The 25,069-nt window shown below is 68.2% G+C and carries 26 protein-coding genes; all 26 read right to left on the reverse strand.

What is annotated here, in order from left to right; all coding sequences use genetic code 11:
• Positions 1–20: 20 nt before the first annotated feature.
• A complete protein-coding gene (rpoD, locus tag ACZ5KV_RS00200) occupies positions 21–1,787 on the reverse strand; it encodes an RNA polymerase sigma factor RpoD (RefSeq protein WP_464240328.1) in 1,767 nt (588 codons plus the stop codon).
• Positions 1,774–3,507 carry a DNA primase gene (gene dnaG, locus ACZ5KV_RS00205; RefSeq protein WP_464240329.1) on the reverse strand — a complete coding sequence of 578 codons (1,734 nt, stop codon included), beginning with the start codon at positions 3,505–3,507 and terminating at the stop codon, positions 1,774–1,776. Before dnaG ends, rpoD begins: the two co-directional genes overlap by 14 nt.
• Positions 3,508–3,520: 13 nt before the next feature.
• The gene (locus ACZ5KV_RS00210) at positions 3,521–5,830 is read right to left on the reverse strand and encodes an endonuclease MutS2 (RefSeq protein WP_464240330.1); all 2,310 of its coding nucleotides are present in this window, start codon (positions 5,828–5,830) and stop codon (positions 3,521–3,523) included.
• Positions 5,831–5,843: 13 nt separating this feature from the next.
• Entirely contained in the window at positions 5,844–6,305 is a 462-nt protein-coding gene (locus ACZ5KV_RS00215; RefSeq protein WP_464240331.1) for a GatB/YqeY domain-containing protein, read from the reverse strand.
• A 160-nt stretch (positions 6,306–6,465) separates the two neighbouring features.
• Complete coding sequence (gene rpsU, locus ACZ5KV_RS00220) at positions 6,466–6,666, reverse strand: 30S ribosomal protein S21 (protein WP_291496070.1); 201 nt, start codon at positions 6,664–6,666, stop codon at positions 6,466–6,468.
• A gap of 340 nt (positions 6,667–7,006) precedes the next feature.
• The gene (locus tag ACZ5KV_RS00225) at positions 7,007–7,192 is read right to left on the reverse strand and encodes a hypothetical protein (protein WP_464240332.1); all 186 of its coding nucleotides are present in this window, start codon (positions 7,190–7,192) and stop codon (positions 7,007–7,009) included.
• An 18-nt stretch (positions 7,193–7,210) separates the two neighbouring features.
• The gene (locus tag ACZ5KV_RS00230; protein ID WP_464240333.1) at positions 7,211–7,483 is read right to left on the reverse strand and encodes an HU family DNA-binding protein; all 273 of its coding nucleotides are present in this window, start codon (positions 7,481–7,483) and stop codon (positions 7,211–7,213) included.
• Positions 7,484–7,818: 335 nt separating this feature from the next.
• Entirely contained in the window at positions 7,819–8,631 is an 813-nt protein-coding gene (gene rsmA / locus ACZ5KV_RS00235; protein ID WP_464240334.1) for a 16S rRNA (adenine(1518)-N(6)/adenine(1519)-N(6))-dimethyltransferase RsmA, read from the reverse strand.
• Between the two features lie 344 nt (positions 8,632–8,975).
• A complete protein-coding gene (locus tag ACZ5KV_RS00240; protein ID WP_464240335.1) occupies positions 8,976–9,509 on the reverse strand; it encodes a DUF2062 domain-containing protein in 534 nt (177 codons plus the stop codon).
• 30 nt (positions 9,510–9,539) lie between these two features.
• On the reverse strand, positions 9,540–11,591 hold the full coding sequence (gene fusA / locus ACZ5KV_RS00245) for an elongation factor G (RefSeq protein ID WP_464240336.1): 2,052 nt from the start codon (positions 11,589–11,591) through the stop codon (positions 9,540–9,542).
• 48 nt (positions 11,592–11,639) lie between these two features.
• Positions 11,640–12,527: a hypothetical protein gene (locus ACZ5KV_RS00250; protein WP_464240337.1), complete on the reverse strand. Its 888-nt coding sequence runs from the start codon at positions 12,525–12,527 to the stop codon at positions 11,640–11,642.
• Positions 12,528–12,614: 87 nt separating this feature from the next.
• Positions 12,615–13,343 carry an outer membrane protein assembly factor BamD gene (locus ACZ5KV_RS00255; protein WP_464240338.1) on the reverse strand — a complete coding sequence of 243 codons (729 nt, stop codon included), beginning with the start codon at positions 13,341–13,343 and terminating at the stop codon, positions 12,615–12,617.
• A 218-nt stretch (positions 13,344–13,561) separates the two neighbouring features.
• Positions 13,562–13,879, reverse strand: coding sequence for a thioredoxin (trxA, locus tag ACZ5KV_RS00260; RefSeq protein ID WP_028586955.1), 318 nt, complete (start codon positions 13,877–13,879; stop codon positions 13,562–13,564).
• Between the two features lie 188 nt (positions 13,880–14,067).
• Positions 14,068–15,165, reverse strand: coding sequence for a tRNA (adenosine(37)-N6)-threonylcarbamoyltransferase complex transferase subunit TsaD (tsaD, locus tag ACZ5KV_RS00265; protein ID WP_464240339.1), 1,098 nt, complete (start codon positions 15,163–15,165; stop codon positions 14,068–14,070).
• Positions 15,143–16,177 (reverse strand): class 1 fructose-bisphosphatase, encoded by a 1,035-nt coding sequence (gene fbp, locus ACZ5KV_RS00270; RefSeq protein ID WP_464240340.1) that lies wholly within the window; start codon positions 16,175–16,177, stop codon positions 15,143–15,145. Before fbp ends, tsaD begins: the two co-directional genes overlap by 23 nt.
• Before the next feature lie 158 nt (positions 16,178–16,335).
• Positions 16,336–17,154: a hypothetical protein gene (locus ACZ5KV_RS00275; RefSeq protein ID WP_464240341.1), complete on the reverse strand. Its 819-nt coding sequence runs from the start codon at positions 17,152–17,154 to the stop codon at positions 16,336–16,338.
• Between the two features lie 171 nt (positions 17,155–17,325).
• A complete protein-coding gene (locus tag ACZ5KV_RS00280) occupies positions 17,326–18,192 on the reverse strand; it encodes a tetratricopeptide repeat protein (protein WP_464240342.1) in 867 nt (288 codons plus the stop codon).
• The gene (locus ACZ5KV_RS00285; protein WP_464240343.1) at positions 18,176–18,523 is read right to left on the reverse strand and encodes an FtsB family cell division protein; all 348 of its coding nucleotides are present in this window, start codon (positions 18,521–18,523) and stop codon (positions 18,176–18,178) included. The genes ACZ5KV_RS00280 and ACZ5KV_RS00285 overlap by 17 nt, the downstream gene beginning before the upstream one ends.
• Positions 18,520–18,795 (reverse strand): hypothetical protein, encoded by a 276-nt coding sequence (locus ACZ5KV_RS00290; RefSeq protein WP_464240344.1) that lies wholly within the window; start codon positions 18,793–18,795, stop codon positions 18,520–18,522. The genes ACZ5KV_RS00285 and ACZ5KV_RS00290 overlap by 4 nt, the downstream gene beginning before the upstream one ends.
• 12 nt (positions 18,796–18,807) lie before the next feature.
• Positions 18,808–19,503: a hypothetical protein gene (locus tag ACZ5KV_RS00295; RefSeq protein ID WP_464240345.1), complete on the reverse strand. Its 696-nt coding sequence runs from the start codon at positions 19,501–19,503 to the stop codon at positions 18,808–18,810.
• A 25-nt stretch (positions 19,504–19,528) separates the two neighbouring features.
• Entirely contained in the window at positions 19,529–20,689 is a 1,161-nt protein-coding gene (locus tag ACZ5KV_RS00300) for a type IV pilus twitching motility protein PilT (protein ID WP_464240346.1), read from the reverse strand.
• 13 nt (positions 20,690–20,702) lie between these two features.
• The gene (locus ACZ5KV_RS00305; protein ID WP_464240347.1) at positions 20,703–21,788 is read right to left on the reverse strand and encodes a type IV pilus twitching motility protein PilT; all 1,086 of its coding nucleotides are present in this window, start codon (positions 21,786–21,788) and stop codon (positions 20,703–20,705) included.
• A 60-nt stretch (positions 21,789–21,848) separates the two neighbouring features.
• A complete protein-coding gene (gene pgsA / locus ACZ5KV_RS00310; RefSeq protein ID WP_464240348.1) occupies positions 21,849–22,415 on the reverse strand; it encodes a CDP-diacylglycerol--glycerol-3-phosphate 3-phosphatidyltransferase in 567 nt (188 codons plus the stop codon).
• Between the two features lie 3 nt (positions 22,416–22,418).
• Positions 22,419–22,997 carry a lytic transglycosylase domain-containing protein gene (locus ACZ5KV_RS00315; protein WP_464240349.1) on the reverse strand — a complete coding sequence of 193 codons (579 nt, stop codon included), beginning with the start codon at positions 22,995–22,997 and terminating at the stop codon, positions 22,419–22,421.
• Positions 22,998–23,040: 43 nt separating this feature from the next.
• Complete coding sequence (locus tag ACZ5KV_RS00320) at positions 23,041–23,958, reverse strand: Mrp/NBP35 family ATP-binding protein (protein WP_464240350.1); 918 nt, start codon at positions 23,956–23,958, stop codon at positions 23,041–23,043.
• Between the two features lie 119 nt (positions 23,959–24,077).
• Entirely contained in the window at positions 24,078–25,049 is a 972-nt protein-coding gene (locus tag ACZ5KV_RS00325; protein ID WP_464240351.1) for a DUF368 domain-containing protein, read from the reverse strand.
• Positions 25,050–25,069: the final 20 nt, after the last annotated feature.

Below are 25,069 nucleotides of genomic sequence, written 5' to 3' on the forward strand. Positions count from 1 at the left end.
CACCGGGGCGCGCCCGGGGCCTAGTTCTCGTAGTAGGAGCGCAGCAACTGGCTGCGCACGGGGTGGCGCAGCTTGCGCAGGGCCTTGGCCTCGATCTGGCGGATACGCTCGCGGGTTACGTTGAAGAGCTTGCCGACCTCTTCCAGGGTGTGGTCGCTCTTCTCGCCGATGCCGAAGCGCTTGCGCAGCACCTGCTCCTCGCGCGGGGTCAGGTCGGCCAGGACCTTGGCGATCTGCTCGCCGAGTTTGGTGTTGACGACCTCCTCGGCGGGCGCGGTGGCCTTCTTGTCCTCGATGAAATCGCCCAGGGACGAATCCTCCTCGTCGCCGATGGGCGTCTCCAGGGAGATGGGCTCCTTGGCGATCTTGAGGACCTTCTTGACCTTTTCCAGCGGGTAGTCCATGCGCTCGGCGATCTCCTCGGGCGTTGGGTCGCGCCCGAGCTCCTGCACCAGGTAGCGCGAGGTGCGGATGAGCTTGTTGATGGTCTCGATCATGTGCACCGGGATGCGGATGGTCCGCGCCTGATCGGCGATGGCCCGGGTGATGGCCTGACGGATCCACCACGTGGCGTAGGTCGAGAACTTGTAGCCGCGCTGGTACTCGAACTTGTCCACGGCCTTCATCAGGCCGATGTTGCCTTCCTGGATCAGGTCCAGGAACTGCAGGCCGCGGTTGGTGTATTTCTTGGCGATGGAGACCACAAGGCGCAGGTTGGCGCGGATGAGCTCCTGCTTGGCGCGGGCGGCGGTGTAGTTGCCGTGGCGGATGCGCCAGAGCACCTCCTCCATGTCGCCCACCTGGTGGCAGCACTTTTCTTCCAGGCGCACCAGGATTTCCATCTTGCCGGAGATCATCTCCTTGAAGCTGAACAGTTCCTCCACCGTCAGGCCCAGCATGTCGGCGGCCTTGACGGGATTCAGTTCGCGCCGGTCGAGCAGGCTGAATATCTCCTGGATTTCGGCCTGGGGCCGCCCGGTGGACAGCAGATAGGCCGACAGGTCGCGCTGACAGTTGTGCATCTGGCGCACGTAGTCGCCCACGGTCTCGATGATCTGGTCGATGAGCGTCTTTTCCAGCTTGATGTCGCGCAGGCGGGAGACGATGTCTTCCTTGAACTTGACGATGTCCTTCTGCAGGCCGTAGACGCGGCGGTCCAGGGTGCAGCACTGCTCCAGCTTTTCATAGACCTTGCGGCGGCGGGAGTAGATCTGGCGCACCTCGTCCAGCAGGAAGATGACCCGCTGGCGCTGGTTCATCTCGTCCTCGCTGGGGTCGTCCTCCTCGATGGTCTTGACCACGTCCTTGAGCTTGACCTTGCCGTCGCGCAGGTCCTTGCCCACACGGGCCAGCTCCTCGATGGCCACGGGCACCTCCACCAGGGCGTAGAGCACCTCCATCTCCCCGGCTTCGATCTTCTTGGCGATGACCACCTCGCCCTCGCGGTCGAGCAGCGACACGGCGCCCATCTCGCGCAGGTACATGCGCACCGGGTCGGTGCTGCGTGAGGAATAGTCCGCCGCGTCCTCGCTGTCGGTCAGCTCCAGGTCGCCGGTGGGCTCCTCCTCGGAGTCGTCGCGCACAAGCTCAAGCTGCTTGCCTTCCTTTTCGGTGTCGACGATGGCGATGTTCATCGAATCGAAGATGTCGATGATCTCTTCCATCTGCTCGGGCTTGTTTATGTCCGAAGGCAGGGCCTTGTTGACCTCGTCGAAGGTCAGAAAGCCTTTCTTCTTGCCCTCGGCGATGAGGACCTTGATCTGCTGGACTTCCTTAATGTTGCTCATCGAGCCTCCCTAGAATCTCCTGCTGGCGCCGAAGCAGACGTTCCACTTCGGCCGTATCGCCTTCCACCTGGGCCTTGCGCAGGGCCTCGAACGTGGCCCGCTTGTCGTCCAGCAGGGCCTCGCGTTCGAGAAAATCGCATATCTCCGTCCATTCCCGCTGCGCATCCTCGGGCGTGCGCGTATTGGTCTCCAGACATTCGACCCAATAGCGCTTTTCCGCCGGGGTGAGGATGTGCATCACGTCGAGGCCCGGATTGGCCTCCATCTTTTCCCACAGGCACAAGGCGAACTCGGACACGAGCACCCGGCCCATGCCTTTGTCGCGCAACTGGGCCACGTAGTGCGGGTTGCAGACGGCAAAACGCACCAATTGGCGGTCCAGCTTGTGTCCCCGGTCGCCCGGGCGCCGCGTCGGCGCGGCCGGAGCCACGGGCGCGGCCGCGCGCTCCCGGCCCTGGGTGGCCAGGCGCGCGCGAAGTTCCTCTTCCTTGAACCCCAGGCGCTGGGCGATGCGCGTAATGAGCGGCGAGCGCCACTGGGGTTCGTCCAACTGGCGCAAAAAGCCGTCGGCCCATTGCACCAACTCGCGCGTGGACGTGCCGCCGATCACGCGCAGGCAGAAATCCAGCCCCTCGGGGGCTTCGTCCAGCAGGGCCTGGAACGCCTCGGCGCCCCGGGCCTGGAGCAGGCTGTCCACGTCCTCGCCGTCGGGCAGCATGACCACGCGGCAGGTCATGCCCCGGGCCAGGACCATTTCTGCCGAACGCAGGGCCGCCTTGCGCCCCGCTCCGTCGCCGTCGAACACCAGGGCCAGCCGCGAGCAGAAGCCCGCCAGGCGGCGGACCTGGTTTTCGGTCAACGCCGTGCCCAGCACACCGCAGGCATTGGTGAAGCCGTACTGGTGCAGCGAGAGCACGTCGGTGTAGCCCTCGGTAAGCAACGCCTCCTTGTGGTGGGCGATGCTGCGCCGGGCCTGAAAAAGGCCGTATAGATTATCGCCCTTGATGTAAATGGGCGATTCGCTTGAGTTCAAATACTTGGGGTCGTCGCCCGTCAGCGTGCGCGCCCCGAAGGCCACCACCTGGCCCGCTAGGTTGTGGATGGGGAACATCAGCCGCCCCCGGAAGCGGTCGTAAATGTTGCCCTTGTCGTTTTGCACCAAAAGCCCGGCGACCACGCCCGCGCGCGGGTCGTGGCGGTGGGCCTGGAGGTGCTTTTCCAGCGCGTGCCAGTCGTCCGGGCTGTAGCCCAGGGCAAAGGCGCGCACGGTCTCGTCGCTCAGGCCGCGCCGGGCGATGTAATCCCGGGCGATTCCCCCACCGGGGGCGCCCAGGTTGCGCACGTAAAACTCGGCGGCCAGCTTGTGCAGGGCGATGCTCGTGCTGCGCTCGCGCCTGCGGCGGTCCTGCGCGGGGTCGGGGCGCGTTTCGCCCAGTTCCACCCCGGCCATCTCGGCCAGTTGCTGCAAGGCCTCGCGGAATTCCAGCCCGTTGATCTCCTTGTAGAAGTCGATCACGTCCCCCGAGGCGCGGCAGCCGAAGCAATAGTAGTAGCCGAGCTGCTGGTTCACGGAGAACGAAGGCTTGGTTTCCTGGTGGAAGGGGCACGGGCCGGTCCAGCGGCCGGACACGGGGCGCAGCTCCACGTAGCGCCGGACGATCTCCACGATGTCCAGGCGCTCCTTTATGGCTGCGATGGCTCCGCTGTCGTGTTTGCCCATGGCCCTGCCGTCGTCATTTCAGTTCCACGATGGTCATGCCGTCGCCGCCCCGGTCCTCCGGGGCCAGAACAAACGTGTCCACCCCCGGGAAAGCGCGCAGGATGCGGTGGACTTCCTTGCGCAGCGCCCCGGTGCCCCGGCCATGGACGATCTCCACCTCCGCAAGGCCCGAGAGCACGGCGTCGTCCAGGAAGCGGCAGACCTGGCCTTCGGCCTCCTCGGCGCGCACGCCGCGCAGGTCGAGCACCAGGGCCCCGCCGCTGCTCCCGGCGGGCACGGCCACGGCCCGGGGGCCCGGCGTCGCCCCTGCTCCCGCAGGCTGCTCCTCGGGCGCAAGGTCCGCAGGTTTGGCCCAGACGCTGACGCCGCCCAGGTCCAGCTTCACCTGCCGTTTGCGTTCGTCCAGGGCGGCCACGGTGCCCGTTTTGCCCAGGCCCAGATGGCGGTAGCGCCCGCCCGGGGCCACGGCCTCGAAATCCAGCGGCCCGGGGGCGCCCTCGGGGGCCGGGACGGCCGTTTCGCCGCCCGCCTCGCGGCGCAGTTCGGCCAGCTCTTTCATGGCCTGCTTGCGCCCGAGCTTGTCCTCGCGCCAAGCGCGCATGATCTCGCGCGAGCGGGTCTGGATGTCCTCCAGCAGGCGGCGGCGCTGGGCCTCGAAACGCTCCTGAAGCTTGGCCCGGCGCTCGCGCAGCCTGTCCTGCTCCGTACGCAGGGCCGCCAGTTCGCCTTCGCGCTCCACGGCCAGGGCGTTCAGCCGTTCCAGCACCGCCGAGGTGTCCGAGCCGTCCAGCAGCATGTACTGCTGGGCGCGGGCCAGGAGATGCTCGGGCAGGCCGTGCTCGCGGGCCACGTCCAGGGCCTGGCTGGCGCCGACCTGATCGTAGGCCAGATGGTACAGCGGGCGCTTGGTCTTGGGGTCAAAGAGCACCGAGGCCGCGCGCACCCGCTCCCGCGAAAGCGCGTAGGCCTTGAGGGCCGGGAAATGGGTGGCCACGGCCAGCCAGGAGCCCTTGTCCAGGAAGCCGTCCACCACGGCCTGGGCCAGGGCCGCGCCCTGGCTGGGGTCGGTTCCCGCGCCGAACTCATCCATAATCACCAGGGAGCCATCGTCAATGGCCTCCCATGCTGCGCAAAGGTGGCGGATCTGCGCCGTGAAGGTGGACAGCGAGTCCTCGATGCTCTGCTCGTCGCCCAGAAGCACGAACAATTTGCCCCAGGCAGGCAGGGAACTGCCCTCGCGGGCGCACACGGGCAGCGCGGCCAGGGCCATGGCCGCGCACAGGCCCAGGGTCTTGAGGGCCACGGTCTTGCCGCCCGCGTTGCCGCCGCTGATGACCAGCGCGCGCTGCCCGGGCTCCAGCAGCAGGTCCACGGGCACGGCACCGGCCCCGGCGGCGGCCAGCAGCGGATGGCGCGCGCCGAGCAGGCGCAGGGGGGCATCCGGGGCCACCTCCACGGGCCGGGCGTCGAAACGCGCGGCAAAGGCGGCCTTGGCGCCGAGCACGTCGGCGGCGGCGGCGAAGTCGTAGGCCGCACCCAGGGCCTCGCGCTCCTGGCGCAGCAGGCCGGAGAGCAGCCGCAGCACCTCGCGCTCGGCTTCGCGTTCCTCCTGCTTGAACTGCTGGAGCTCGTTGTTCAGCTCCACCAGGAACATGGGCTCGAAGTAGCAGGTTTCCCCGGTCTGGGAGTAGTCGTGGATGATGCCGGGCAGCTTGTTCTTGAAGCTGGTCTTGAAGGGCAGCACGTAGCGGTCGGAGGAGACGGTGATGAACTCCTCCTGGAGATACTGCGAAAGCACCTCGCGCTCGATGAACGCCTTGACGCGCACGGTGCAGCGCTGGTGGATGGCCCGGATTTCCGAGCGCACCTGAAAGAGCTGGGGCGAGGCCTCGTCGCGCAGGTTGCCGTCGGGGCCCAGGCAGCGGCGCAGGCCCGACCAGAGCATGGTCGGCCAGGGGCCCTGGGCGGCCTCGGCCAGCAGCGGCCAGCGCGCGGCGCCGTCGGCCAGGGCCTCGCGCACCTCGCGGGCGGCGTCGAGCATCTGGAACACGGCCCACAGGGCGTCCAGGTCGAGTATTTCGGTGGGCCGGACCAGGGTGTCCAGCAGCCCGTCCAGGGACGGGAACGGCCGCAGGGCAAAGCCCGTCTCCCCGGCCCAGGACAGCCACTCTCGCAGAAGCTCGGCCTCCCCGGCCAGCCGCGCGGGGTCGTCCAGCGGCGCCAGGGCCAGGCAACGCGCGGCCCCGGCCTCGGACACGGCTCCCTCGGCCAACAGCCGCAGGACCTTGGGAAACTCCAGAAGATGCAGGGAACGGGTCTGCATGAGCGCGGCGGTCCTAGGCCTTGGCCCCGGCGCCCAGGCGGGCGCGCACCAGGGCGGCCAGGGCCTTGCCGTCCACGCGGCCCTTGTGCGAGGCGGTGATGGCGCCCATGACCCGGCCCATGTCCTGCATGCCCGCGGCGCCCAGGTCGGCGACCACGGAATCCACCAGGGCGGCGGTTTCCTCGGGGGTCAGGGGCGTGGGCAGGTAGGTGTCGAGCACTTCCAGTTCGGCCTGCTCGCGGTCGGCCAGGTCGGCGCGCCCGGCGGCGCGGAACTGCTCGATGGATTCCTTGCGCTGCTTGACCTGGCGCATCACGGCGTCGAGCACCTCGGTGTCCTCGGGCTCGCGGCCCAGGTCCACCTGCATGTTCTTCAGCGCGGTCTTGAGCATGCGCAAAACGGCCACTTCGATTTCCCGCCGGGCCTTGTAAGCGCTGATGTAGTCGGTTTCGATCTTTTTCAGGAGTGCGGGCATGACGGGCTCCTTGAACCGGTGCGGCCATGCCGCGCCCCGGTGAAAGCGGACGAAAACCGGGAGAAAACCGGACGAAAGAAAGCGGCGCGGAACTGTGGCCGTCCCGCGCCGCACCGTATCACTGGCCGTAGGCGACCCGAAGGCCGACGCGCAAGGCGCCTCAGCCCACGTTCATTTTGCGCATTTTCTTGAGCAGCCGTTTGCGGGCGGCGGCGCGCTTTTTCTTGCGCTGCACGCTGGGCTTCTCGTAATGCTGGCGCTTCTTCAGCTCCGACAGGATGCCGGACTTCTCGACCTGCTTCTTGAAACGGCGCAGGGCGATATCGAAGATTTCGTTGTCTTCCAGGAGCACTCCGGGCAAGTAAATCACCTCCCTTGTCTCCACTCGGTACGCCGTGAGGCCGCCGAGCGGTGAAGACGGTCTATTTATCCCGGCTTTCCATTCAGGGCAAGGAAAAAGTTCCCGTCAGCGCTCCCCGCGCCGGGGAAAATTTCCTGGAGCCCGCCCCGGGCAGGCCGTGCCCCCGGGGGGGAGGCGACGCGCACGCCCGACCGGCGGCGTCGGGCCGTCCCGGCCGTGCCTCTCGGGAGGCTCCCCCGCCCGGCGTCCCTCCCCTTCCCGGGCATGGACGCCGCGAACGACAGGGGCCCGGCCTTCGTGCGAAGGCCGGGCCCCTGAAAGCATTTCGCGTCCGAAGGCGCTAGTGATCGTGGCCGGTCTTGGGGCTGACGACGGTCTCGATGTACGATTTCGTCAGCACGAAGCCCACGGCCAGGCCCAGGATTCCCAGGACGGCATACAGCACGCCGAAGAACACCGCATGGTCGGGCATCCACCAGGGCAGATCCCAGGGCAGCGGGCTGTGCAGGGTTTCTCCATGAATCATGATACCCTCCCGGGAGCCTTACTTGACGGCGTCCTTGAGGAGCTTGCCGGGGCGGAACTTGACAACCTTGGTGGCGGGAATCTTGATCTTGGCGCCGGTGCGGGGGTTGCGGCCGGTGCGGGACTTGCGCTCTTCGACAACGAAGGTGCCGAAGCCGGTCAGGGTCAGCTTGCCGTCCTTGACCAGGGTGGCCTCGACGGTCTCCAGGAAGGCGTTCAGGGCACGCTCGGCGTTGGCCTTGGTGATGTTCGCCTTCTCCGCGATTTTTACGACCAAATCAGCCTTAGTCATCAGTCCTTTCCTCCTCTCAAGTTGGAAACAAACTCCCCAAGAAATACGATCACGATCCGACTATCACATGCCCGCACCGCAGGGCGGCGGGGCCAAGTGGCAGACGCGGCTCCCGGCGGAACGGGAAGCGGAGCCCTGCGCTACGCGCCTTCCCGAGTCGGACGGTCTTCCAGTCGCCTTAAAGCAAACCAGGAACCATGTCCAGCGCCGGGCTGAAAAAAACCGGGCGGTTCCTGACCGAAAGATGGCTTTCGCCCTCTCCGGCGGTCCTGGCGCCCGCAGCCGGGGTTGCCAGACACGCCGACTTGGACATTGGCAGCGAAGCCCGCTTCCTGTCAAGACGCAAGATGGCTTTTAACCAGCAGTGACAAGGCTTGGAACTGGTTCGGAGCCAATTCCTCGGGCCGGGAGCGCAGGGTCAGCCCCTGGGATTCCAGGTAGGCCTGCGCGGCATCATTCATACATGATCTCAATATGTTGCCGAGTTGTTTGCGTCGTTTCTGGAAGCAGGTGTGCAGCAATCCGGCCAGGGCCCGGGGCTCGAAATCGCCCGGCCCGGCCACAGGCGTGAAAACAAGCACGGCCGAGTCCACTTTGGGCCGGGGGATGAACGCCCCGGGGCCCACGGTGAACCCCAGGCGCGGCTCCACGAAGCTCCGGACCCAGGCCGACAGGGCGCCGTAGTCCGCCGTGCCGGGGCGGGCCACGAGGCGGTCGCCGACTTCCTTCTGGACCATGAACACCGCCCGGGCCAGCCCCCGGCAGCGCGAAAACAGCTCCCACATCAGCGGCGAGGCCACGTTGTAGGGCAAATTGCCGATGATCTTCCAGCCGCCCGGGGGGCCCAGGCGCTCCCAGCGCACGGCCAGAGCGTCGGCGGCCAGGGGCTGCACTCCCGGGCATTTGTCGCGCAGTTCCAGAGCCAGGGGCAGGTCGCGCTCCACGGCGGCATAGAGCCCCGGCCCGGCCTGGGCGATGAGCGTGGACAGCGCCCCGTGCCCGGGGCCGATTTCCAGCACGCGGTCTCCGGGCTGGATGCCCAGGGCGGCCACGATGCGCGCGCACACGCCCTTGTCGTGCAGGAAATGCTGCCCGAAACGCTTCTTGGCGAAGCGCCCGTAGCGCGGCGGCGCGGCGGCACGGCTCACCGGAGCCCTCCGGGGTGGGAGATGAAAAGCTTTTTCACATTGCGTCCTTAAAGAATTACTTGAAAAACTCTAGACTCTGTTTGGCGTCATTTCGCAGTGCCGGGCGGCGCTTTCGCCGCTGCCGGGAGGCCTTCGGGGCGCCAGGCCGTCTGCGGGCCTTCCGGTCCGTCCCTCCGGGATCGTCCGTGACTCTTCGGAATGCCCTGCCGCCCGTGCGCTGCCTCGGGCGCTTCTCCGGTTCGTCCGGCTCGCCCGGCCCCGGCGGGCGCGTCCGCGCCGCATGGGGGCGTGCGGCCCTCAGGCCCGGAGTCCGCCCTCCGCTTCGGGGGGCCTTTCGTCGCGGGTCAGCTCAGGCGGGTGCGCTTGCGCAGCAGGCGCAGCGCCCGGCGCCTGCGGTAGCGGATCACCGCCGCGCGGGTCACGTAATAGGTCAGCACTGCCGAGGGAATGCCCATGACGCCCCCCGCGATGAGCATGACCTTGAAGCTGGCCAGCAGGTCCTTGCCGAAGTCCATGAACTCCGTCACGTCGAAGCTGCGCAGCATGGCCCCGAACTGGTCCAGCTCCAGGGGCGGCACGTCCCAGGGTACGATGGCCCGGCCGACGACGAACAGGAAGTAATAGAACGGCACCCAGTTGAAAGGATTGGATATCCAGGTGCCCATGAACCCCACCACGGGGTTGGCGCGCAGAGGCAGGCACAGGGCCACCGTGAGCGCCGTCTGCAGCGGCACGATGGGCAGGAACCCCGCGAATATGCCCACGGCCAGCCCCATGGCCACGGAGTACGGGGTGGCGTTCATGCGCATGACGCGCAGGTACTGATACCGGGACCAGCGCCGCAGGCGCTGCCAGGTCGTGCGGTTCTTCTTCAGCATGGTCTCATTGCGGGCAATCGGGCTCCGCACCTACCCGAGGATGTCAAACCGTGCAAACTGCATCATGAGGCCGGCCCGGCCCTGGGTGGCCGAGCGCAATTCAGTCGAAAAACCGAACAATTGGCGCAGGGGCGTCAGGGCCTGGACGACCTTCTGCCCGCCCCGGTCGAACATGTTGTCGATCTTGGCGCCCTTGGAGCCCAGAAGGCCGATGACCTCGCCCACGAAATCGTCCGGCACGCCGATCTCCACGCTCATGATCGGCTCCAGCAGCACGGGCTGGGCCGCGCCCAGGGCCTGCTTCACCGCCGCCGCCGCCGCCATGCGATAGCCCACCGGAGTGGAGCGCCCGTCCACCCGGCGCATTTCCGCAATGCTCACGCGCACGTCGGCCACGGGGTAGCCCTTGAGCACGCCGGATTGCAGGCTGTCCTCCACCCCGTCGGCCACGGCCTGGGTCCAATCCGCAGGCCAGGAGGCGGTGTCGAAGGCGAAGACCACGTCGCGCCCGGCGTCGCGCGGGCGGGGCTCCACAGTCACGGCCACCCAGCCGTAATGCGGCACCTCGCCGAGCTCGCGGTCGAATTCGCCCTCGCCCCGGCCCGTGGCGCGCACGGTTTCGCGGTAGACCACCTGGGGCCTGCCCGCGCGCGGGTCCACGCCGTATTCGCGGCGGATGCGCTCTAGCACGACTTCCAGATGCAGTTCGCCCATGCCGGAGATGAGCAACTGGTCCGTGCCCTCGTCGCGGTGGACCTCCAGGGTCGGGTCCTCCATGAGCATCTTGCCCAGAACCTCCTCCAGCTTGTCGGCCTCGCCGGAGTTGCGCGGCTCCAGGGCCAGGGAGATCACGGGCCGGTAGCCGTCGATGCGTTCCAGCAGCACCTGGGCGTCCTGCGGGCAGAGGGTGTCACCCGTGCGGGCGAACTTCATGCCCGCCGCCGCCACGATCTCGCCCGCGAAGGCGTGGTCGACCTTCTCCTTGTGCCCGGCGTGCAGGCGGAACAGGCGCGCCACGCGCTCCTCCTGGCCCTGGGTGGCATTGTACACCGCCTGCCCGGCCTCGACCATCCCCGAATACACGCGCAGCAGCACGACCTTGCGCCCGGTGTCCATGCTGACCTTGAAGGCCAGGGCCGCCAGGGGGCCGCGCGGGTCCGGCGCCAGGGTCACGCGGCGGCCCGTGGCGGGGTCCACGCCCTCCTGGCCGGGCACGTCCTCGGGGCTGGGCAGGTAATGGCACACGCCGTCCATGAGCGGCTGCACGCCCACGTTGCGCAGGGCCGAGCCCGCGAACACGGGCACCAGGGCCAGGGCCAGGGTCGCCCGGCGCACGGCGGCGCGGATGCTTTGCGCATCGGCCTCGCCGTCGCCCAGGTAGAGGTCCAGAAAGGTTTCGTCGGCTTCGGCCAGGGTTTCGAGCATCCGCTCGCGCCAGGGTGCGGCCAGCCCGGCCTCGGCCTCGGTCAGGGCCGTGTCGTGGACCGCCGCGCCCTGGGTTTCGGGGTCGAAATGCAGGCGGCGCATGGCCACGAGGTCGATGACGCCCTCGAAGTCCTGCCCGCTGCCCACGGGCAGCGTGAGCGGCAGGGGCACGGCGCCGAGGCGCTCGCGCATGGCGGCGAGCACGGCGGCGAAGTCGGCCCCCGGGCGGTCCATCTTGTTCACGAAGGCCAGCTTGGGCACGTGGTATTTCACCGACTGGCGCCACACGGTCTCGGACTGCGGCTCCACCCCGCCCACGGCGCAGAACACGCCCACCGCCCCGTCCAGCACGCGCAGGGAGCGCTCGACCTCGATGGTGAAATCCACGTGTCCGGGAGTGTCGATGATGTTGATGGTCGCCCCGTTCCACCGGCAGGTGGTGCAGGCCGAGGCGATGGTGATGCCGCGCTCCTGCTCCTCGGGCATGAAGTCCATGGTCGCCGTGCCGTCGTGGACCTCGCCCATGCGGTGGATGCGCCCGCAGTAGTAGAGCATGCGCTCGGAAAGCGTCGTCTTGCCCGCGTCGATGTGGGCGATGATGCCGATGTTGCGCAGGGAGCGCAGAAAATCTTTGGGAATGGCCGGTTTTTTGGACATGTGCCGCTTCCTTGGGCCGGGTCGTGTCGGGGTGGCGCCGGGCCCCGGTTAGCGCTGGCCGTCCGTCATGGCCAGGGACTGACGCTGGAACAGCCGCGCGTCCAGCCCGGGCCAGACCCAGCAGCCTTCCTGCCCGGGGCCCAGAACCAGGGGCGCCGCAGCCAGGGCCGCGTCCAGGTGTTCGCCGGGTACATAGACCACGGGGTAGCCGCCGTCCAGCAGGGCCCGCAGGCCGCCGGGCCTGCGCCGGGCGCCCGGGGGCAGCCCGGGGATGGCCGTGCGCGCGCCGTAAACGTCCACAGCCGCGCAGCCGTGGGCCCAGCCCAGGGTGGCCCAGTCCCACTGCCGCCCGGCGCCGGCCAGCACCCCGACCCGCTCCACCGCGAAGGGCCGCCACAACCGCAGGGGCGGCGCGGCGTATCCGGCGGCGGTGCGCAGGCTGTCCAGGGCCTGCCCCTGGCCCTGGAACAGGGCCACCGTGGAGCCGCCCTCCACAAGCAGGGTCATGAACCGCCGCGCACAGGCCTCGTCCAGGTGGAAAACCGTCTCCAGTCCGGCCAGTTCCAGGGCCGCCAGCACGTCGTCGGCCTGCGGGGCGCCCCCCTGCACGCGCACGGCGCAGGGGTTGGGCACCCCGGAGAGCAGCATGGGCACCGCGGCGGCCACCGCCTGGGGCGCCGAGACGCACGTATCGTCCAGGAACAGCACGGCGCAGTCCAGGGGCCGGGTCAGGCTCCGGGAACCAAACCCCTGGCGGTGGCCCGTGTGCCGCTCCTGCAGGGGATCGGCCATGGGGCCGACCAGGGCGTGGACCTGGGCCACGGTCTTCTTGATCCACGCGCGGCGCACGGCGTCCAGGCCGTCGTAGGCCCGGGCGAAGACCGCGTCGGGCACCGCGAGGTCCGCGACCCACTGCGGGAAAAAGCCTTCGCTCATGCCGGGCCCTCCTGCCTCCGGGCGCGCCCCGGAGCGGGCGCAAAGAAAAAAACGGCCCTGTACGGGCCGTTTTCCAGACAATTCATCCTACAGCCAGTCGAGCCATTTTTTCCAACTGCCCTGCTCGGTTTCGCGCTGCTCCTCGGAGTTGCTTTCCTGCTGGCGCAGGTAGGCCACCGTGGCCCGCTGCTCGGCGTAGGCCACCACATCGGGCAGGTCCGTATAGTTCTCGACCACGAAGCGGTAGCGCTCCCAGGCTGCGCCGTAGCGCTCCAGCTTCCAGTAGAAGTCGGCCACGAAAACTTCGTGCTCGGCCAGTTTGCGCCTGCAATGGACGATGTATTCCGCAGCCTGAGCCGCATACTGCCCGTCGGGGTACTCCTCGATGATGCGCCGGAAATACTCGATGGCCGTGTTGATACGGTCCATGGGTTTGTCGATGGCCGTGGCGCTGCTGTAGTTGGCCATGCCCACCTGGAACAGCACGTACTGGATGTTCTCGTGGCGCGGGTGCAGAGCCTCGAATTCGATGTAGGCGTCGGAGGCGGCGACGTACATTTCGGCCAGGTAGTAGGCGTCGCCCAGGCCGATTTCCGCGCGGGCGGCATAGGGGCTGAAGGGATAGCGGTCCTTGAGCTGCTGGAAGCGCTCGGCGGCCTGCAAGTAGTCTTTCTCCTGCATGGCTTCGGCCCCGGCTTCGTACAGTTCCTGCGCCGTGTCTTCGGGCGGGGGCAGCAGGAAGTAGTCGATGTAGCCACAGCCGGAAAGGCCGAAGAGCATGAGCATCGCGGCCATGAGGCGGGAGAGTCTTTTCATTGGTACCGTCGCGCGGAGTTGCCGTCCGGGCGGGATGCCCGGTTCACGGACGCGCCCGGGCGCTGGGGGCGCGGCTCATCCGAGAGGTTCGTACCCAACCTGTGGCCTTGCGGTCAAGCCCGGAAAGCGGGCGAAGGGTTCCCGGGCGCCGCGCGGACCGAAAAAAGGCGGCCCCGGCACCAGCCGGGGCCGCCGAAAGACCGTTGTCCGGCCCGGATCTACAGCTTGGAGCTCAGCATCTCCTTGATGCTGCTCTTGGACACGGCGCCGGTGACCTGCTCGACCACCTCGCCGTTCTTGTACAGGATCAGGGTCGGGATGGCGCGGATGCCGTACTTGCTGGGGGTGGCCTGGTTCTCGTCCACGTTCATCTTGGCGACCTTGACCTGCCCGGCGAATTCGGTGGCCAACTCGTCCACCACCGGACCCATGGCCCTGCAGGGGCCGCACCACGGGGCCCAGAAATCCACCAGAACGGGCAGATCGCACTGCAACACTTCGGACTCGAAATTGCCGTCGGAAACCTGCAAAGCCATATCGTACTCCTTTGTCATTGCTTACCGGTTTGCGCCCGCCGGGAGGCCCCGCAAAAGAACCCGCCCCCCAGGACGTTGCAGCCCGCCTCGGCCTTTGGGGCCGGGTCCGAAAAAACGTCCACTGTCACCGCACTTTGTCAACCCTAAGGGCGGCCCGTCCGGGTGTCAAGGGGCCAGATGCCATGGGGTCAGGCCGGATGCGGCCGCACCTGCCGGTAATCCCACGGGATACGCCGCCCCCGGGGCACGGCATCCAGGTCCAGCCCATGGCGGTAGCCCGCGTGGAACAGGAACTCCCCGGCCAGGGCGATCATGGCCGCGTTGTCCGTGCACAGCGCCAGGGGCGGCAGCACGATGTCCAGCCCTCGCGCGGCGGCCAGTTCGGCCATCGTCCGGCGCACCACGCTGTTGGCCGCCACTCCTCCGGCGACCACCAGCGAGCGCATGCCGGGGTTGGCGTCCAGGGCGCGGGCGGTTTTGATGCGCAGGGTGTCGGCCACGGCCAGGGTGTACGACGCGCAGGTCCGGGCCAGAGGCTCCAGGGCGCCCCGGGCGCGCAGGTCCGCCACCAGGGCGTCCAGGTCGTCCGTCAGGGCCGGGGCGCGCAGGTCCGGGTGGGCCGCCACGTGATTGACCATGGCCGTCTTCAGGCCCGAGAAGCTGAAATCCAGGCTGTCGTTGGCCACGTAGGGCCGGGGAAAGAGCGCGGGGTCCGCCTCGCCCATCCGGCCGAGCAGGTCGATGAACCGCCCGCCGGGATACGGCAGGTTCAGCGTCTTGGCGGCCTTGTCGAAGGCCTCGCCCGCCGCGTCGTCGAGGGTCCGGCCCAGGGTGGCGAAGGCCGTGGGGCTGTCCATGCGGTAGGTCTGGGTGTGCCCGCCGGAAACGAGCAGCCCCAGGGCCGGAAAGGCGATGGGCCGCTCCAGGGCCGGGGCCAGCAGGTGGGCCTGGAGGTGGTTCACGCCCACCAGGGCCGCGCCCGTGGCCAGCACGATGCCCTTGGCCAGACTCAGGCCCACAAGCAGGCTGCCGAGCAGCCCCGGCCCGCGCGCCACGCACACGGCGTCCAGTTCCCCCAGGCGTACGCCCGCGTCGGCCGTCAGGCCGTCCAGCAGCGGGCCGAGGGCGCGCAGGTGCTCGCGCGAGGCCAGCTCGGGCACCACCCCGCCGAACACGGCGTGGGCGTCGATCTGGGTGGCGATGCGCTGGGCCAGCAGCCGTCCGTCGCGGACCAGGGCCAGGGCCGTCTCGTCGCAGGAGGTCTCAATTCCCAGGCACAGTGTCACTGCCGCTCCGCAGCATGATCTCGCGCACCGTGCGCACGTCGTTGGGCGAGCCCACGAAGAACGGCACGCGCTGGTGCAGCTCGGTGGGCGTGTAGTCCAGGATGCGGTTCACGCCGTCGGTGGCCAGGCCTCCGGCCTGCTCGACGATGAAGGCCATGGGCGCGGCCTCGCAGGTCAGGCGCAGTTTGCCCGCGTAGGTGCCGTCGGGGCGGCGCTTGGCGGGATACATGAAGATGCCGCCGTAGAGCAGGTTGCGGTGGAAGTCGGCCACCAGCGAGCCGATGTAGCGCGAGGAGTACGGCTTGCCCAGGGCGTTTTCCGTGCTCTTGAAATAGGCGATCGCTTCCTTGGTCGCCGGGTCCCAGTAGTTCCAGTAGGACTCGTTCACCGAGTAGATGCGGCCCTGCTCGGGGATTTTCATGTCCGGGTGCGAGAGCAGGAATTCGCCCACGCTGGGGTCCAGAGTGAAGCCGTGGACCCCGTTGCCCGTGGTGTAGACCATCATGGTCGAGGAGCCGTAGATGAAATACCCGGCGGCGACCTGCTTGTCGCAACGCTGGAGCACCTCGGCCAGGGACGGCGACCCGGGCCCCTTGTGCAGCGGGCGGCGGTAGATGGAGAAAATGGTTCCGATGCTGACGTTCACGTCGATGTTCGACGAGCCGTCCAGCGGGTCGAAGATCAGGATGTAGTCGCCCTGGGGCAGGTCGCCGGACACCTGGATCAGGTCGCCGTTCTCCTCCGAGGCCATGGCGCAGAGCACCCCCGAGCGGCGCAGGCGGTGGATGAGCACGTTGTTGGCGAACTCGTCGAGCTTGCGCACTTTTTCGCCCTGGACGTTGGTTTCGCCCGTGAAGCCGAGCACGTCCACCAGCCCGGCCTTGGTCACCTCGCGCGAGATGAGCTTGGCCGAGAGGATGAGTTCGGTCAGCAGGCTGGTGAAGCGGCCCGTGGCCATGGGCGACTTCTTCTGGTGCAGCAGCAGATGCTCGGTGACGGTGACCTGGCGCATGGCGACCTCCGTTGAACGATGCGAACCCGTTGCGCCCGTGCGCAACGTCCCTTCATAAACCAGCGCCGGGCGCCAGTAAAGCCGCAGGCGCCCATTTCCCGGCCCGGAAGGGGCGGAAGCGGACGCCGGGCGGCCCGGCGGACAAGGGAGGAAAGCGGCTAGAACAGCCCGAAGAAGGAGAACCCGGAGTCCTCTTCGGCCGCGTCGTCCTCCAGCGCCGTGGTGGCGTAGAGAATCTTGGCGTCGCCCAGGGAGCGGCACAGCCAGATGTAACGCTGGCCGTCGGCCTCGAAGCGGCCCGAGCTGCGCTCGACGAGAAGCTCCGCCCAGGGCTGGGCGGCCACGGCGGCGGCGGCGGCGGCGTCCGACCCGGACCACAGGGTCTGCCCGGGAGTGGCCATCACCAGCGACTCGGGCTGGGGGCAGAAATTGACGACGTTGCGGATGTCGAAATGCACGACGACGGCGCCCACCAGTTCGTTGCCGCGGAACATGCCCGTGGCGAGGTAGACCTCCGGGCCCAGGGGCGTCGTGTCCACGTAGGTGCGCAGCTTGCGGTCGGCAAGGGCCTCGCCATGGGCCAGGGCGGGGGCGAGGTTCAGGGGCTTGAGGGTCGTCTCGGGGCGTTGCAGCACCACCTTGCCGTCCAGGGTGATCGCTTCAAGACCGCTGATCCAGGGATGGGCGGCGAAAACGGCGTCCACCCACGCGTCCTCGGGAAAGGCGTCCTGACGGTTCAGGGCGATGGACAAATGGTGGATGGGGTTGTCCACGGGAGTGATCAGGTCGGCGAGCTTGGCTTCGCTGGAGGTCCAGTCATGGGCCTCGTAGTCGATGGTGGGGTCGGTGTCCAGGTATTCCTTGTAGTACTTCTGGGTCGTCTGTTTGGTGGAAACCCAAGTCTTTTCCATGGTTCCGCAGCCGGTAAGCGCAGCCAGTGCGGCGAACAGGGCGACGATGGCGAGAAAGCGTTTCAAGTTCCAACCCCTTGTCTGCCCGTGGCCGGGCGTATTATGGGCGTATCGCGGGCATCCGGACGCACGGGGCGCGTCGGGCCCGCCACAAAGGCGCGCCGCCTTGCGGCGGTTTCCGCAGGTGTGCCAAAGTCCGGCCGATTCAGCAAGGGAAACTTGGCCGCAGGGCCGCCCCTAGTGGGCCGCACGGGCCTCCAGGCGCTCGGCCAGGGCCTGAAGGGTTTCCAGCAGCTTGTCCTTGCCGGGCAGGCCGCCGCCGACCTGGGGTTCCTCCCCGGCGGCGTCCTCCTGCGCGGCGTCGGCCACGTCGTCGGGTTCTGCGCCCCGGGGCGCGGGCTGGGCGGCGCTTTCGTCCGCCGCTCCCCGCCGCATTTTCAGGCGCATCTTTTCGATGAGCGCGGTCAGTTCGTCGGCCTCGTGGCCCGAGGCCTTGTCCGCCAGTTCGGTGTAGATGTCCAGCGCGCCCTGGAAGTCGCCCTGGTCGGCCAGCAGGTCGGCCATGGTCCGGGTGCGGATGGTGGCGTCGGCCTCGGCGGCGGCGCGCCGGGCGGGCGCGGGCTTCTTGCGCCTGGGCTGGGCGGCGTCGGCCTCCGCGCCGTCCGCCGGGGCGGGTTCGGCATCGCTGCCGCCGCCATTGCCGCGGAACAGCGCGTCCAGGCCTTTTTCGATGACCTGCGACCAGGACAGGGCCGCGCCCTGGAAGCTGGCGGCCAGAAAGGACAGGGCCATGGCCGAGTCCTTGGAGTCCGGCGCCGCGCTCTGGGCCCAGACCTTCCAGAAGGCCGGATAGCGCGAGAGCATGCCCGTGATGGTTCGCACCTCCTGGGCGGCCTCGTCGTCGCGGCCCAGGCGCGAGAGGATTTCCACCAACAGGAAGCGGGCCTCGATATGGTCCGGATTGCGCGACAGGCCCTGGCGCAGGGTGGTCATGGCCTCGGCGGTGTTGCCGTCCTCGAAATACAGGCGGGCCAGGGGGAAGAACACCTTGGAGCCGGGCTCCAGCTCCAGGACTTCCTTGAACCAGTTAATTTTCGTCATCATCCTGTCCGGCCCCCAGGGGATCTTGCGGGGAGGTCGCCCCCCCCTCGTCCGGGAAGAGGTACAGGGTCTCGCCCTGCCCCACGTAGTTCATGCGCACGCGGATGCGGCTTTCCAGATACTCCCGGTCGGTCTTGAGCAGGCGTATCTCCCGCGACAGGTCGCGGCTGCGGTCTTCGGCGCGCAGCAGCCGGTCCTGCATTTCCTCGTAGTGCTGGCGCAATTCGAGATAGGCGAACATCCCGGTTTCGCCGGCAACGAGGCGATAGCCGAGGACGCCGTTCAGAACAAGCAGAAAAAACAGAACGATCCCGCGGCGGGCCGAGGCGGTCATTGCATCGGGCGGTCCTTGCCGCCGCCTTCGCGGGTCAGCCCCAGGGGCACCCGGAGTTCGTCCAGAAAATTGGACGTGGCCGCCTCGATGCGGCGCACGTCCTCCTCCTCGACCGTCACCTGGTCGATGCGTTCCATGAACGACCGAAGCTGGTTGAACTCCGCCAGCAGCACGTGGCCGAGTTCCAGGCGCTCGATGTCCCGCTCAAGTTCCATGATCGTCTCCAGACAATTGAGCAGGCGCGACTGAAGGGTCGTGGCGTTCGGGTCCATTGGCTCCTTCGGCTAGGCTTCAACCTGGCTGCGGGCTGCCGCCATCAGTGTGTAGCGCAACCCATAACCCGTGAGGGCCCCTTCCAGCAAGTCCCCTGCCCGGGGTGCGTCGTCCTGGGCAAAAAAGGCGTTGGCCCCCAGCAGGAAGGCCAGCCGCGGGTCGTTGCTCGGCCCCTGGTCGCCCACCAGCACGACGTTCACCCCCCGGCGCCGGATGCCCGGCCAGGAGGCCATCTCCTCGCGCAGGCGCGCGCAGTCCTCTCCGGCTCCGGCCACGACCACCTCGTAGCTGTTCAGCCGCAACCGGGCCACGGCCTCCAGCTCCCCCGCGGCCGTGCTGACGGCGTAGCCCCGGGCGGCGAAGAACTCCCGGGCCGCGTCCGCCCAGCCGCCCTGCCCCGCCGTCCCCAGGAACAGGAAGGCCACCGGCATTCCGGGCGGGTGGTTGTCGGGTTCCACCTGGGGCAGCGCGGGCACCGGGGCCGGAGCCCCGCCCGGCGTCGGCGCCTGGGGCCGCGCCCCGGGCGCCTGCGGGGCCGCCCCGGCCTCCTCGGCCGCGGAAACGTCGTAGCCGCCGTCCGGGCGGCGTTCCAGAATCATCCGCCGCCCGCTGAACGGGCACTTCATGGCGAAGCGCGCCACGGCGGGCAGCTTGTCGTCGGGCAAGGTGAACTCCTTGCCCGCGTACGGACTCTTGACGATCATCATTCCCCCCCTCGCCTGCCCCCCAGGCTCAGGAACCGTAGTGCAGGTCGATCTCCAGCCCCGTGATGTCCGACACCTGGTCGCCGCGCGCGGTCTTGATGCGGTCCAGGCGCTGCATGAGGTTGGAACGGTCCGAGGCGTAAATCATGGCCGTCTCCTCGGTGACGAGCCCGTCGCGGAACAGCCCGGCCAGGCACTGGTCGAAGGTGGTCATGCCGTAGGCGTCGCCCTGCTCCACCACGTTGTAGAAGGTCTTCTCGCCGGATTCGCCGTTTTGGATCAGCTCCTTGATGCGCAAGGTGTTGCGCATGATCTCGAAGGCGGCCACGCGCCCGCCGCCCACCCGGGGGGGCAGGCGCTGGGAAACCACGAACTTCAACGCCTCGGACAGCCGCTGACGGATCAGCACCTCCTCGGTGGGGTCGAACAGGCCGATGGCCCGGTTCACGGTCTGGCCGGTGTCGGCGGTGTGCAGCGTGCCCAGCACGAGGTGGCCCGTCTCGCCCGCCTGGAGCGCGATTTCCATGGTTTCCCGATCGCGGATTTCGCCGACCAGGATGACCTTGGGCGCCTGGCGCAGGGCCGCGCGCAGGCCCGAGGCGAAGGAATCGAAGTCCTGCCCCAGTTCGCGCTGGTTCACCGTGCCGCGTTTGTGGGCGTGCACGTATTCCACCGGGTCTTCCAGGGTCAGGATGTGCACCGGGAACTGCTCGTTGATGGAGTCCACCAGGGCGGCCAGGGAGGTGGACTTGCCCGAGCCCGTGGCGCCCGTGACCAGAATCAGCCCGAACTTCTCGCGGGCCATTTCCTCGAACACGGCGGGCAGCCCCAGGCGCGCCGGGCTGGGCACCTGCATGGAAAGCTGGCGCAGGACGATGGACAGCGACCCGCGCTGGCTGAAGATGTTCACACGGAAACGCGCCCGGCCCGGCAGGGCGTAGGACAGGTCGCACGAGCCCTGGCGGGTCAGGTCGCGGTACAGCCTGTTGTTCTTGTCCATCATGCACAGGGCCATGGACTCGGTCTGGAACGGCGTCAGCGCGCCCATGGCCGGGGCCAGGGGCACGTCGCGCAGCACGCCGTGGACTTCGGCCTGCAGCGGCTTGCCCGCCACGACGAAGATGTCCGAGGTTTCGGGCGCGAAATCCAGCACTTGGCCGATGAGATGATCGAGATGCGCACGCAGCATGGTCGCCCCCCGGCTAGACGCCCTCGGTGAAGTCCTGCGGCGGCTTGGTCAGGAACTGCTTGAACTTGGCCTTGTCCACGCACTTCTCGTAGGCCTCGTTGGGGTCGATGATCCGCTGGTTGAGCAGGCGCAGGATTTCGTCGTCCAGGGTCTGCATGCCGAACTTGCGCCCGGTCTCCATGACCGAGTTGATCTGGAAGGTCTTGTTCTCGCGGATCAGGTTGCGCACGGCGGGCACGCCGACCAGGATTTCCAGCGCGGCCACGCGGCCTTTGCGGTCGATGCGCTTGAACAGCGTCTGGGAGACCACGGCGCGCAGCGACTCCGACAGGCCCGCGCGGATCTGCCCCTGCAGATCGCCGGGGAAGACCTCGATGATGCGGTCCACGGTCTTGGCGGCGGAGATGGTATGCAGGGTCGAGAAGACCAGGTGGCCGGTTTCGGCGGCTTCCAGGGCGAGCTGGATGGTCGCCAGGTCGCGCATTTCGCCCACCAGGATGATGTCCGGGTCTTCGCGCAGGGCCCCGCGCAGGGCGGCGGAGAAGCTCCGGGTGTCGCGGCCCAGCTCGCGCTGGTTGATCAGCGCCTTCTGCGGGGTGTGCACGAATTCAATGGGGTCTTCGATGGTCAGGATGTGCTGCTTGCGGGTCTTGTTGGCGTAGTCCATGATCGCGGCAAGCGTCGTGGACTTGCCCGAGCCCGTGGGGCCCGTGACCAGCACCAGCCCCTTGGGCAGCAGGGCCAGGTCCTTGAGCAGCGCGGGCAGTTCGAGCTGCTCCACGGTCAGGATGGTCGAGGGGATTTCGCGGAACACCGCCGCCACGCCCCGGGACTGGTTGAAGAAGTTCACGCGGTAGCGCGCCAGACCGGGCACTTCGTAACCGAAGTCGATGTCGCCGGCCTCCTCGAACTCCTTGATCTTGGTTTCGGGCGTGATTTCGTAAAGCAGGCGCTTGAGTTCGTCGTGCTCCAGAACCTTGTACTTGACCCGCTCCAGGTCGCCGTGCAGGCGGATGATGGGCTGGTTGCCCGACGACAGGTGCAGGTCCGACGCCCCCATGTCGTGGACCATCTTGAAGAACGCATCGATCTGAGCCATTGCTCCCCCCGGTCAGGTTGAAGTACGGGAAGGCGGCCCGGCGCGACGCGTCGTTCCGCCCTATGCTTCCTTTTCTGCCGTATATACCCAATTCCTGTAAAAAGTGTACAAGTAATTGGCCCCGGAGAAAACCGTGAGTGCCAGGGCTACGTAGAGAAACACCAGTCCAAGGGGCTGCGGGTCGAACCCCCACCAGGGGTAGTGCAGCAACAGCGGGCACACGGCCAGAATCTGCATCACGGTCTTCATCTTGCCGTAGCGGTCGGCGGCGATGACCACGCCCTGCTCCACGGCGATGGTCCGCAGGCCGGTGACGGTGATCTCGCGGGCCATGATGACCACCACCACCCAGGCAGGCACCCAGGCCAGGGCCGAGAGCATGATCAGCGCCGAGCCGACGAGGATCTTGTCCGCCAGGGGGTCCAGGAACTTGCCGAAGGCCGTGACCTGCCCGTAGCGCCGGGCCACGTAGCCGTCGGCCATGTCGGTCAGCGAGGCGGCGATGAACAGCAGCATGGCCAGCAGGCAGGTCACTCGGTTGGGGTAGGTTAAGAGAACCACCACCCCGGGCACGGCCAGGATGCGGCCCAGGGTCAGCTTGTTGGCCAGGTTCAGTCGCTTGAGCATGGGTCAGGAACCGCCTTTGAGTTTCTGGTACAGGGAAAGAACCTTGCGCACGTAGTCCTGGGTTTCGCGGAAGGGCGGGATGCCGCCGTAGCGCTCCACCTGCCCGGGGCCCGCGTTGTAGGCCGCCAGGGCCAGGGGCGGGCTGCCGAAGCGGTCCATCTGCATCCGCAGGTAGCGCACCCCGGCCTCGATATTGCCCTCCACGTCGTGGGGGTTGGTCAGGCCCAGGTCCGCCCCGGTGGAGGGCATGATCTGCATGAGCCCCTGGGCGCCCTTGTTGGACACCGCCCCGGGCTGGAAATTGGACTCGACCTGGATCACGGCCTGCACCAGGCGATGGTCCAGCCCGTAGGCGTCGGCCTTGGAGCGCACCACGCGCAGGATGTCGGATTTGCGGGCGTCGGGGAAGTTCTTGAACACCGCGAACACCCGGTAGGTGGTGTTGGCCGGGCGGTTGGTGAAGTGATACCGGCCTTCGCCGTCCTCGTAGAAATACATGCCCGCGGCGCGCGCGACGGGCGCCGCGCAGAACAGCGCGGCGCCCAGCGCCATCGCGGCGAGGAAGGCGGCCTTGCGGGGCATGGTCTCCTCCACGGGCCGGGCCGCCGGGGGCGGCCCGAGGGCCCTACACGTGGGCCGAGGCCACGGCTTCCAGGCTGTCCTGGGCCGCCGCGGCGATGGTCCCGGCCAGGGCCAGCAGGGCGTCCTTGGCCGGGGACGGGCCGTCCAGGTAGACCACGGGCGTGCCCAGGTCGCTGGCGACCACGGTGGCCGGGTCGAGGGGAATCTCGCCCAGCAGCGGCAGGCCGTATTTCGCGGCCAGATCGCGGCCCCCACCCTTCTTGAACAGCGCGATTTCCTGCGCGCAGTGCGGGCAGATCAGGCCGCTCATGTTCTCCACCACGCCCAGGATGTTGGCCTTGGCGTATTGCAGGAAGTTGATGGCCTTGCGCACGTCGGCCAGGGACAGCTCCTGCGGGGTGGTGACCACCACGCACAGCGCGTCGGGGATGGTCTTGAGCACCGTCATGTGTTCATCGCCCGTTCCGGGGGGCGAGTCAATGACCAGGAAGTCCAGCTCGCCCCAGTCCACGTCGGACACGAACTGGCGGATGGCCGATGTTTTCATCGGCCCGCGCCAGAGCACGGCCTGGTCCGGGTCCTTGAGCAGCGAGTCCATGGACACCACCGCGAGGTTGTCGTCGTATTTGCGGGGAACGAGCAGACTGCCCCGCCCGGTTTCCAGCCCGCCGCCCGTGAGCCCCAGCAGGCGCGGCACGCTGGGGCCGTGGATGTCCACGTCCATGATGCCGACCTTGTAGCCCAGCCGGGCCAGGGCCGCCGCCGTGTTCACTGTGATGGAGCTTTTGCCCACCCCGCCCTTGCCGCTCATGATGAACAGCTTGTAGCGGATGTGCGCCAGCGTGCTGCTGATGACCTGATCCTGGACCTTGAGCTTGGTTTCCTTGGGGTCGTCGCACCCGCCGCCCTTCTTGGCCGACGCGCACGAAGACGCCGAGGAACAGGAACCGCAGGAACTCATATGCATACCTCGTGGTTGGCGTGTTCCGTGGAGCGGACGGCGCGGGCAGGGCCCGCCGTCCGCATGTCCTCGTCTAGCATAAGCCCCCGGCGCCTGTCTGCAAGGCCGGGGATGGAAATTCATTTCCTTCGCGCCCCTGCGCCGCCCGAGGCCAGCCGGTCCAGCAGCAGCACCGCCGCGAATCCGGCGGCCATGAGCCCCAGGGCCAGGAGCACTCCGGCGTCGAGGGCGTCGGGCAGGACGGCCGCCTCGCGCAGCACGTGGACCTTGCCCCGGATGACCGCCGTCTCCAGGGTTTCCTTCCAGGGCCAGACCTTGCGCGCCGCGCCGATCATGAAACCCGTGAGCAGCGCGATCATGGGCGCGTGCCAGCGCGTCAGCAGCCAGGAGAGCAGCCGCGAGAACCCGGCGATGCCCACCACGCAGCCGCAACCGAAGATCAGCAGGATCAGCAGGTTGCCGGGGTCCAGCGGGTTGCGCAGGGCGGCGGTGACGTACTCGTACTTGCCCAGGATGAGCAGCAGGAAGGAGCCGCTGATGCCCGGCAGGATCATGGCGCAGATGGCGATGACCCCGCACAGGAACAGGAACCACGGCGTCTCGGGCGTGGCCACCGGAATGAGCCCGACGATGACCCAGGCCGCCACGGCGCCCAGAACCAGGGCGCCCAGGGGCGCGGCGCCCCAGCGCGGCACCATGCGGCCGACCACCAGGATGGAGGCCCCGATGAGCCCCAGGAACAGCGCCCAGACCTGCACGGGGTGCGCGGTCAGCAGATGGTGCATCAGCCCGGCCGTGCCCACCAGGGCCGCGCCCAGGCCCAGCAGCAGCGGCAGCAGAAAGCGCAGGTGCACCTCGCCCAGGGCCTCGGCCGGGCGCAGGCGCGCCAGGGCGGCCACGAAGGGCGCGTTCACCGAGCGGATGGCCGCCAGCAGGTCCTCGTAGATGCCGGTAATGAAGGCGATGGTGCCGCCGGAGACGCCGGGGATGATGTCCGCCACGCCCATGCAGAAGCCCTTGGCCGCCAGCAGCAGGGCCTGGGGCAGGGTCGTGGGGCCGGGGCCGCGCAGCCACGCTTGCTTGAACGTCATACGCCTTCCGCAGGGGAAAG

The organism is Desulfocurvus thunnarius (assembly GCF_055390965.1).

Bases quoted from the DNA above. Each gene is read 5' to 3' on its own strand.
- rpoD (WP_464240328.1), bottom strand. From the start codon at position 1,787: ATGAGCAACATTAAGGAAGTCCAGCAGATCAAGGTCCTCATCGCCGAG.
- dnaG (WP_464240329.1), bottom strand. From the start codon at position 3,507: ATGGGCAAACACGACAGCGGAGCCATCGCAGCCATAAAGGAGCGCCTG.
- ACZ5KV_RS00210 (WP_464240330.1), bottom strand. From the start codon at position 5,830: ATGCAGACCCGTTCCCTGCATCTTCTGGAGTTTCCCAAGGTCCTGCGG.
- ACZ5KV_RS00215 (WP_464240331.1), bottom strand. From the start codon at position 6,305: ATGCCCGCACTCCTGAAAAAGATCGAAACCGACTACATCAGCGCTTAC.
- ACZ5KV_RS00225 (WP_464240332.1), bottom strand. From the start codon at position 7,192: ATGATTCATGGAGAAACCCTGCACAGCCCGCTGCCCTGGGATCTGCCC.
- ACZ5KV_RS00230 (WP_464240333.1), bottom strand. From the start codon at position 7,483: ATGACTAAGGCTGATTTGGTCGTAAAAATCGCGGAGAAGGCGAACATC.
- ACZ5KV_RS00240 (WP_464240335.1), bottom strand. From the start codon at position 9,509: ATGCTGAAGAAGAACCGCACGACCTGGCAGCGCCTGCGGCGCTGGTCC.
- fusA (WP_464240336.1), bottom strand. From the start codon at position 11,591: ATGTCCAAAAAACCGGCCATTCCCAAAGATTTTCTGCGCTCCCTGCGC.
- ACZ5KV_RS00250 (WP_464240337.1), bottom strand. From the start codon at position 12,527: ATGAGCGAAGGCTTTTTCCCGCAGTGGGTCGCGGACCTCGCGGTGCCC.
- ACZ5KV_RS00255 (WP_464240338.1), bottom strand. From the start codon at position 13,343: ATGAAAAGACTCTCCCGCCTCATGGCCGCGATGCTCATGCTCTTCGGC.
- trxA (WP_028586955.1), bottom strand. From the start codon at position 13,879: ATGGCTTTGCAGGTTTCCGACGGCAATTTCGAGTCCGAAGTGTTGCAG.
- fbp (WP_464240340.1), bottom strand. From the start codon at position 16,177: ATGCGCCAGGTCACCGTCACCGAGCATCTGCTGCTGCACCAGAAGAAG.
- ACZ5KV_RS00280 (WP_464240342.1), bottom strand. From the start codon at position 18,192: ATGATGACGAAAATTAACTGGTTCAAGGAAGTCCTGGAGCTGGAGCCC.
- ACZ5KV_RS00285 (WP_464240343.1), bottom strand. From the start codon at position 18,523: ATGACCGCCTCGGCCCGCCGCGGGATCGTTCTGTTTTTTCTGCTTGTT.
- ACZ5KV_RS00290 (WP_464240344.1), bottom strand. From the start codon at position 18,795: ATGGACCCGAACGCCACGACCCTTCAGTCGCGCCTGCTCAATTGTCTG.
- ACZ5KV_RS00295 (WP_464240345.1), bottom strand. From the start codon at position 19,503: ATGATGATCGTCAAGAGTCCGTACGCGGGCAAGGAGTTCACCTTGCCC.
- ACZ5KV_RS00300 (WP_464240346.1), bottom strand. From the start codon at position 20,689: ATGCTGCGTGCGCATCTCGATCATCTCATCGGCCAAGTGCTGGATTTC.
- ACZ5KV_RS00305 (WP_464240347.1), bottom strand. From the start codon at position 21,788: ATGGCTCAGATCGATGCGTTCTTCAAGATGGTCCACGACATGGGGGCG.
- pgsA (WP_464240348.1), bottom strand. From the start codon at position 22,415: ATGCTCAAGCGACTGAACCTGGCCAACAAGCTGACCCTGGGCCGCATC.
- ACZ5KV_RS00315 (WP_464240349.1), bottom strand. From the start codon at position 22,997: ATGCCCCGCAAGGCCGCCTTCCTCGCCGCGATGGCGCTGGGCGCCGCG.
- ACZ5KV_RS00320 (WP_464240350.1), bottom strand. From the start codon at position 23,958: ATGAGTTCCTGCGGTTCCTGTTCCTCGGCGTCTTCGTGCGCGTCGGCC.
- ACZ5KV_RS00325 (WP_464240351.1), bottom strand. From the start codon at position 25,049: ATGACGTTCAAGCAAGCGTGGCTGCGCGGCCCCGGCCCCACGACCCTG.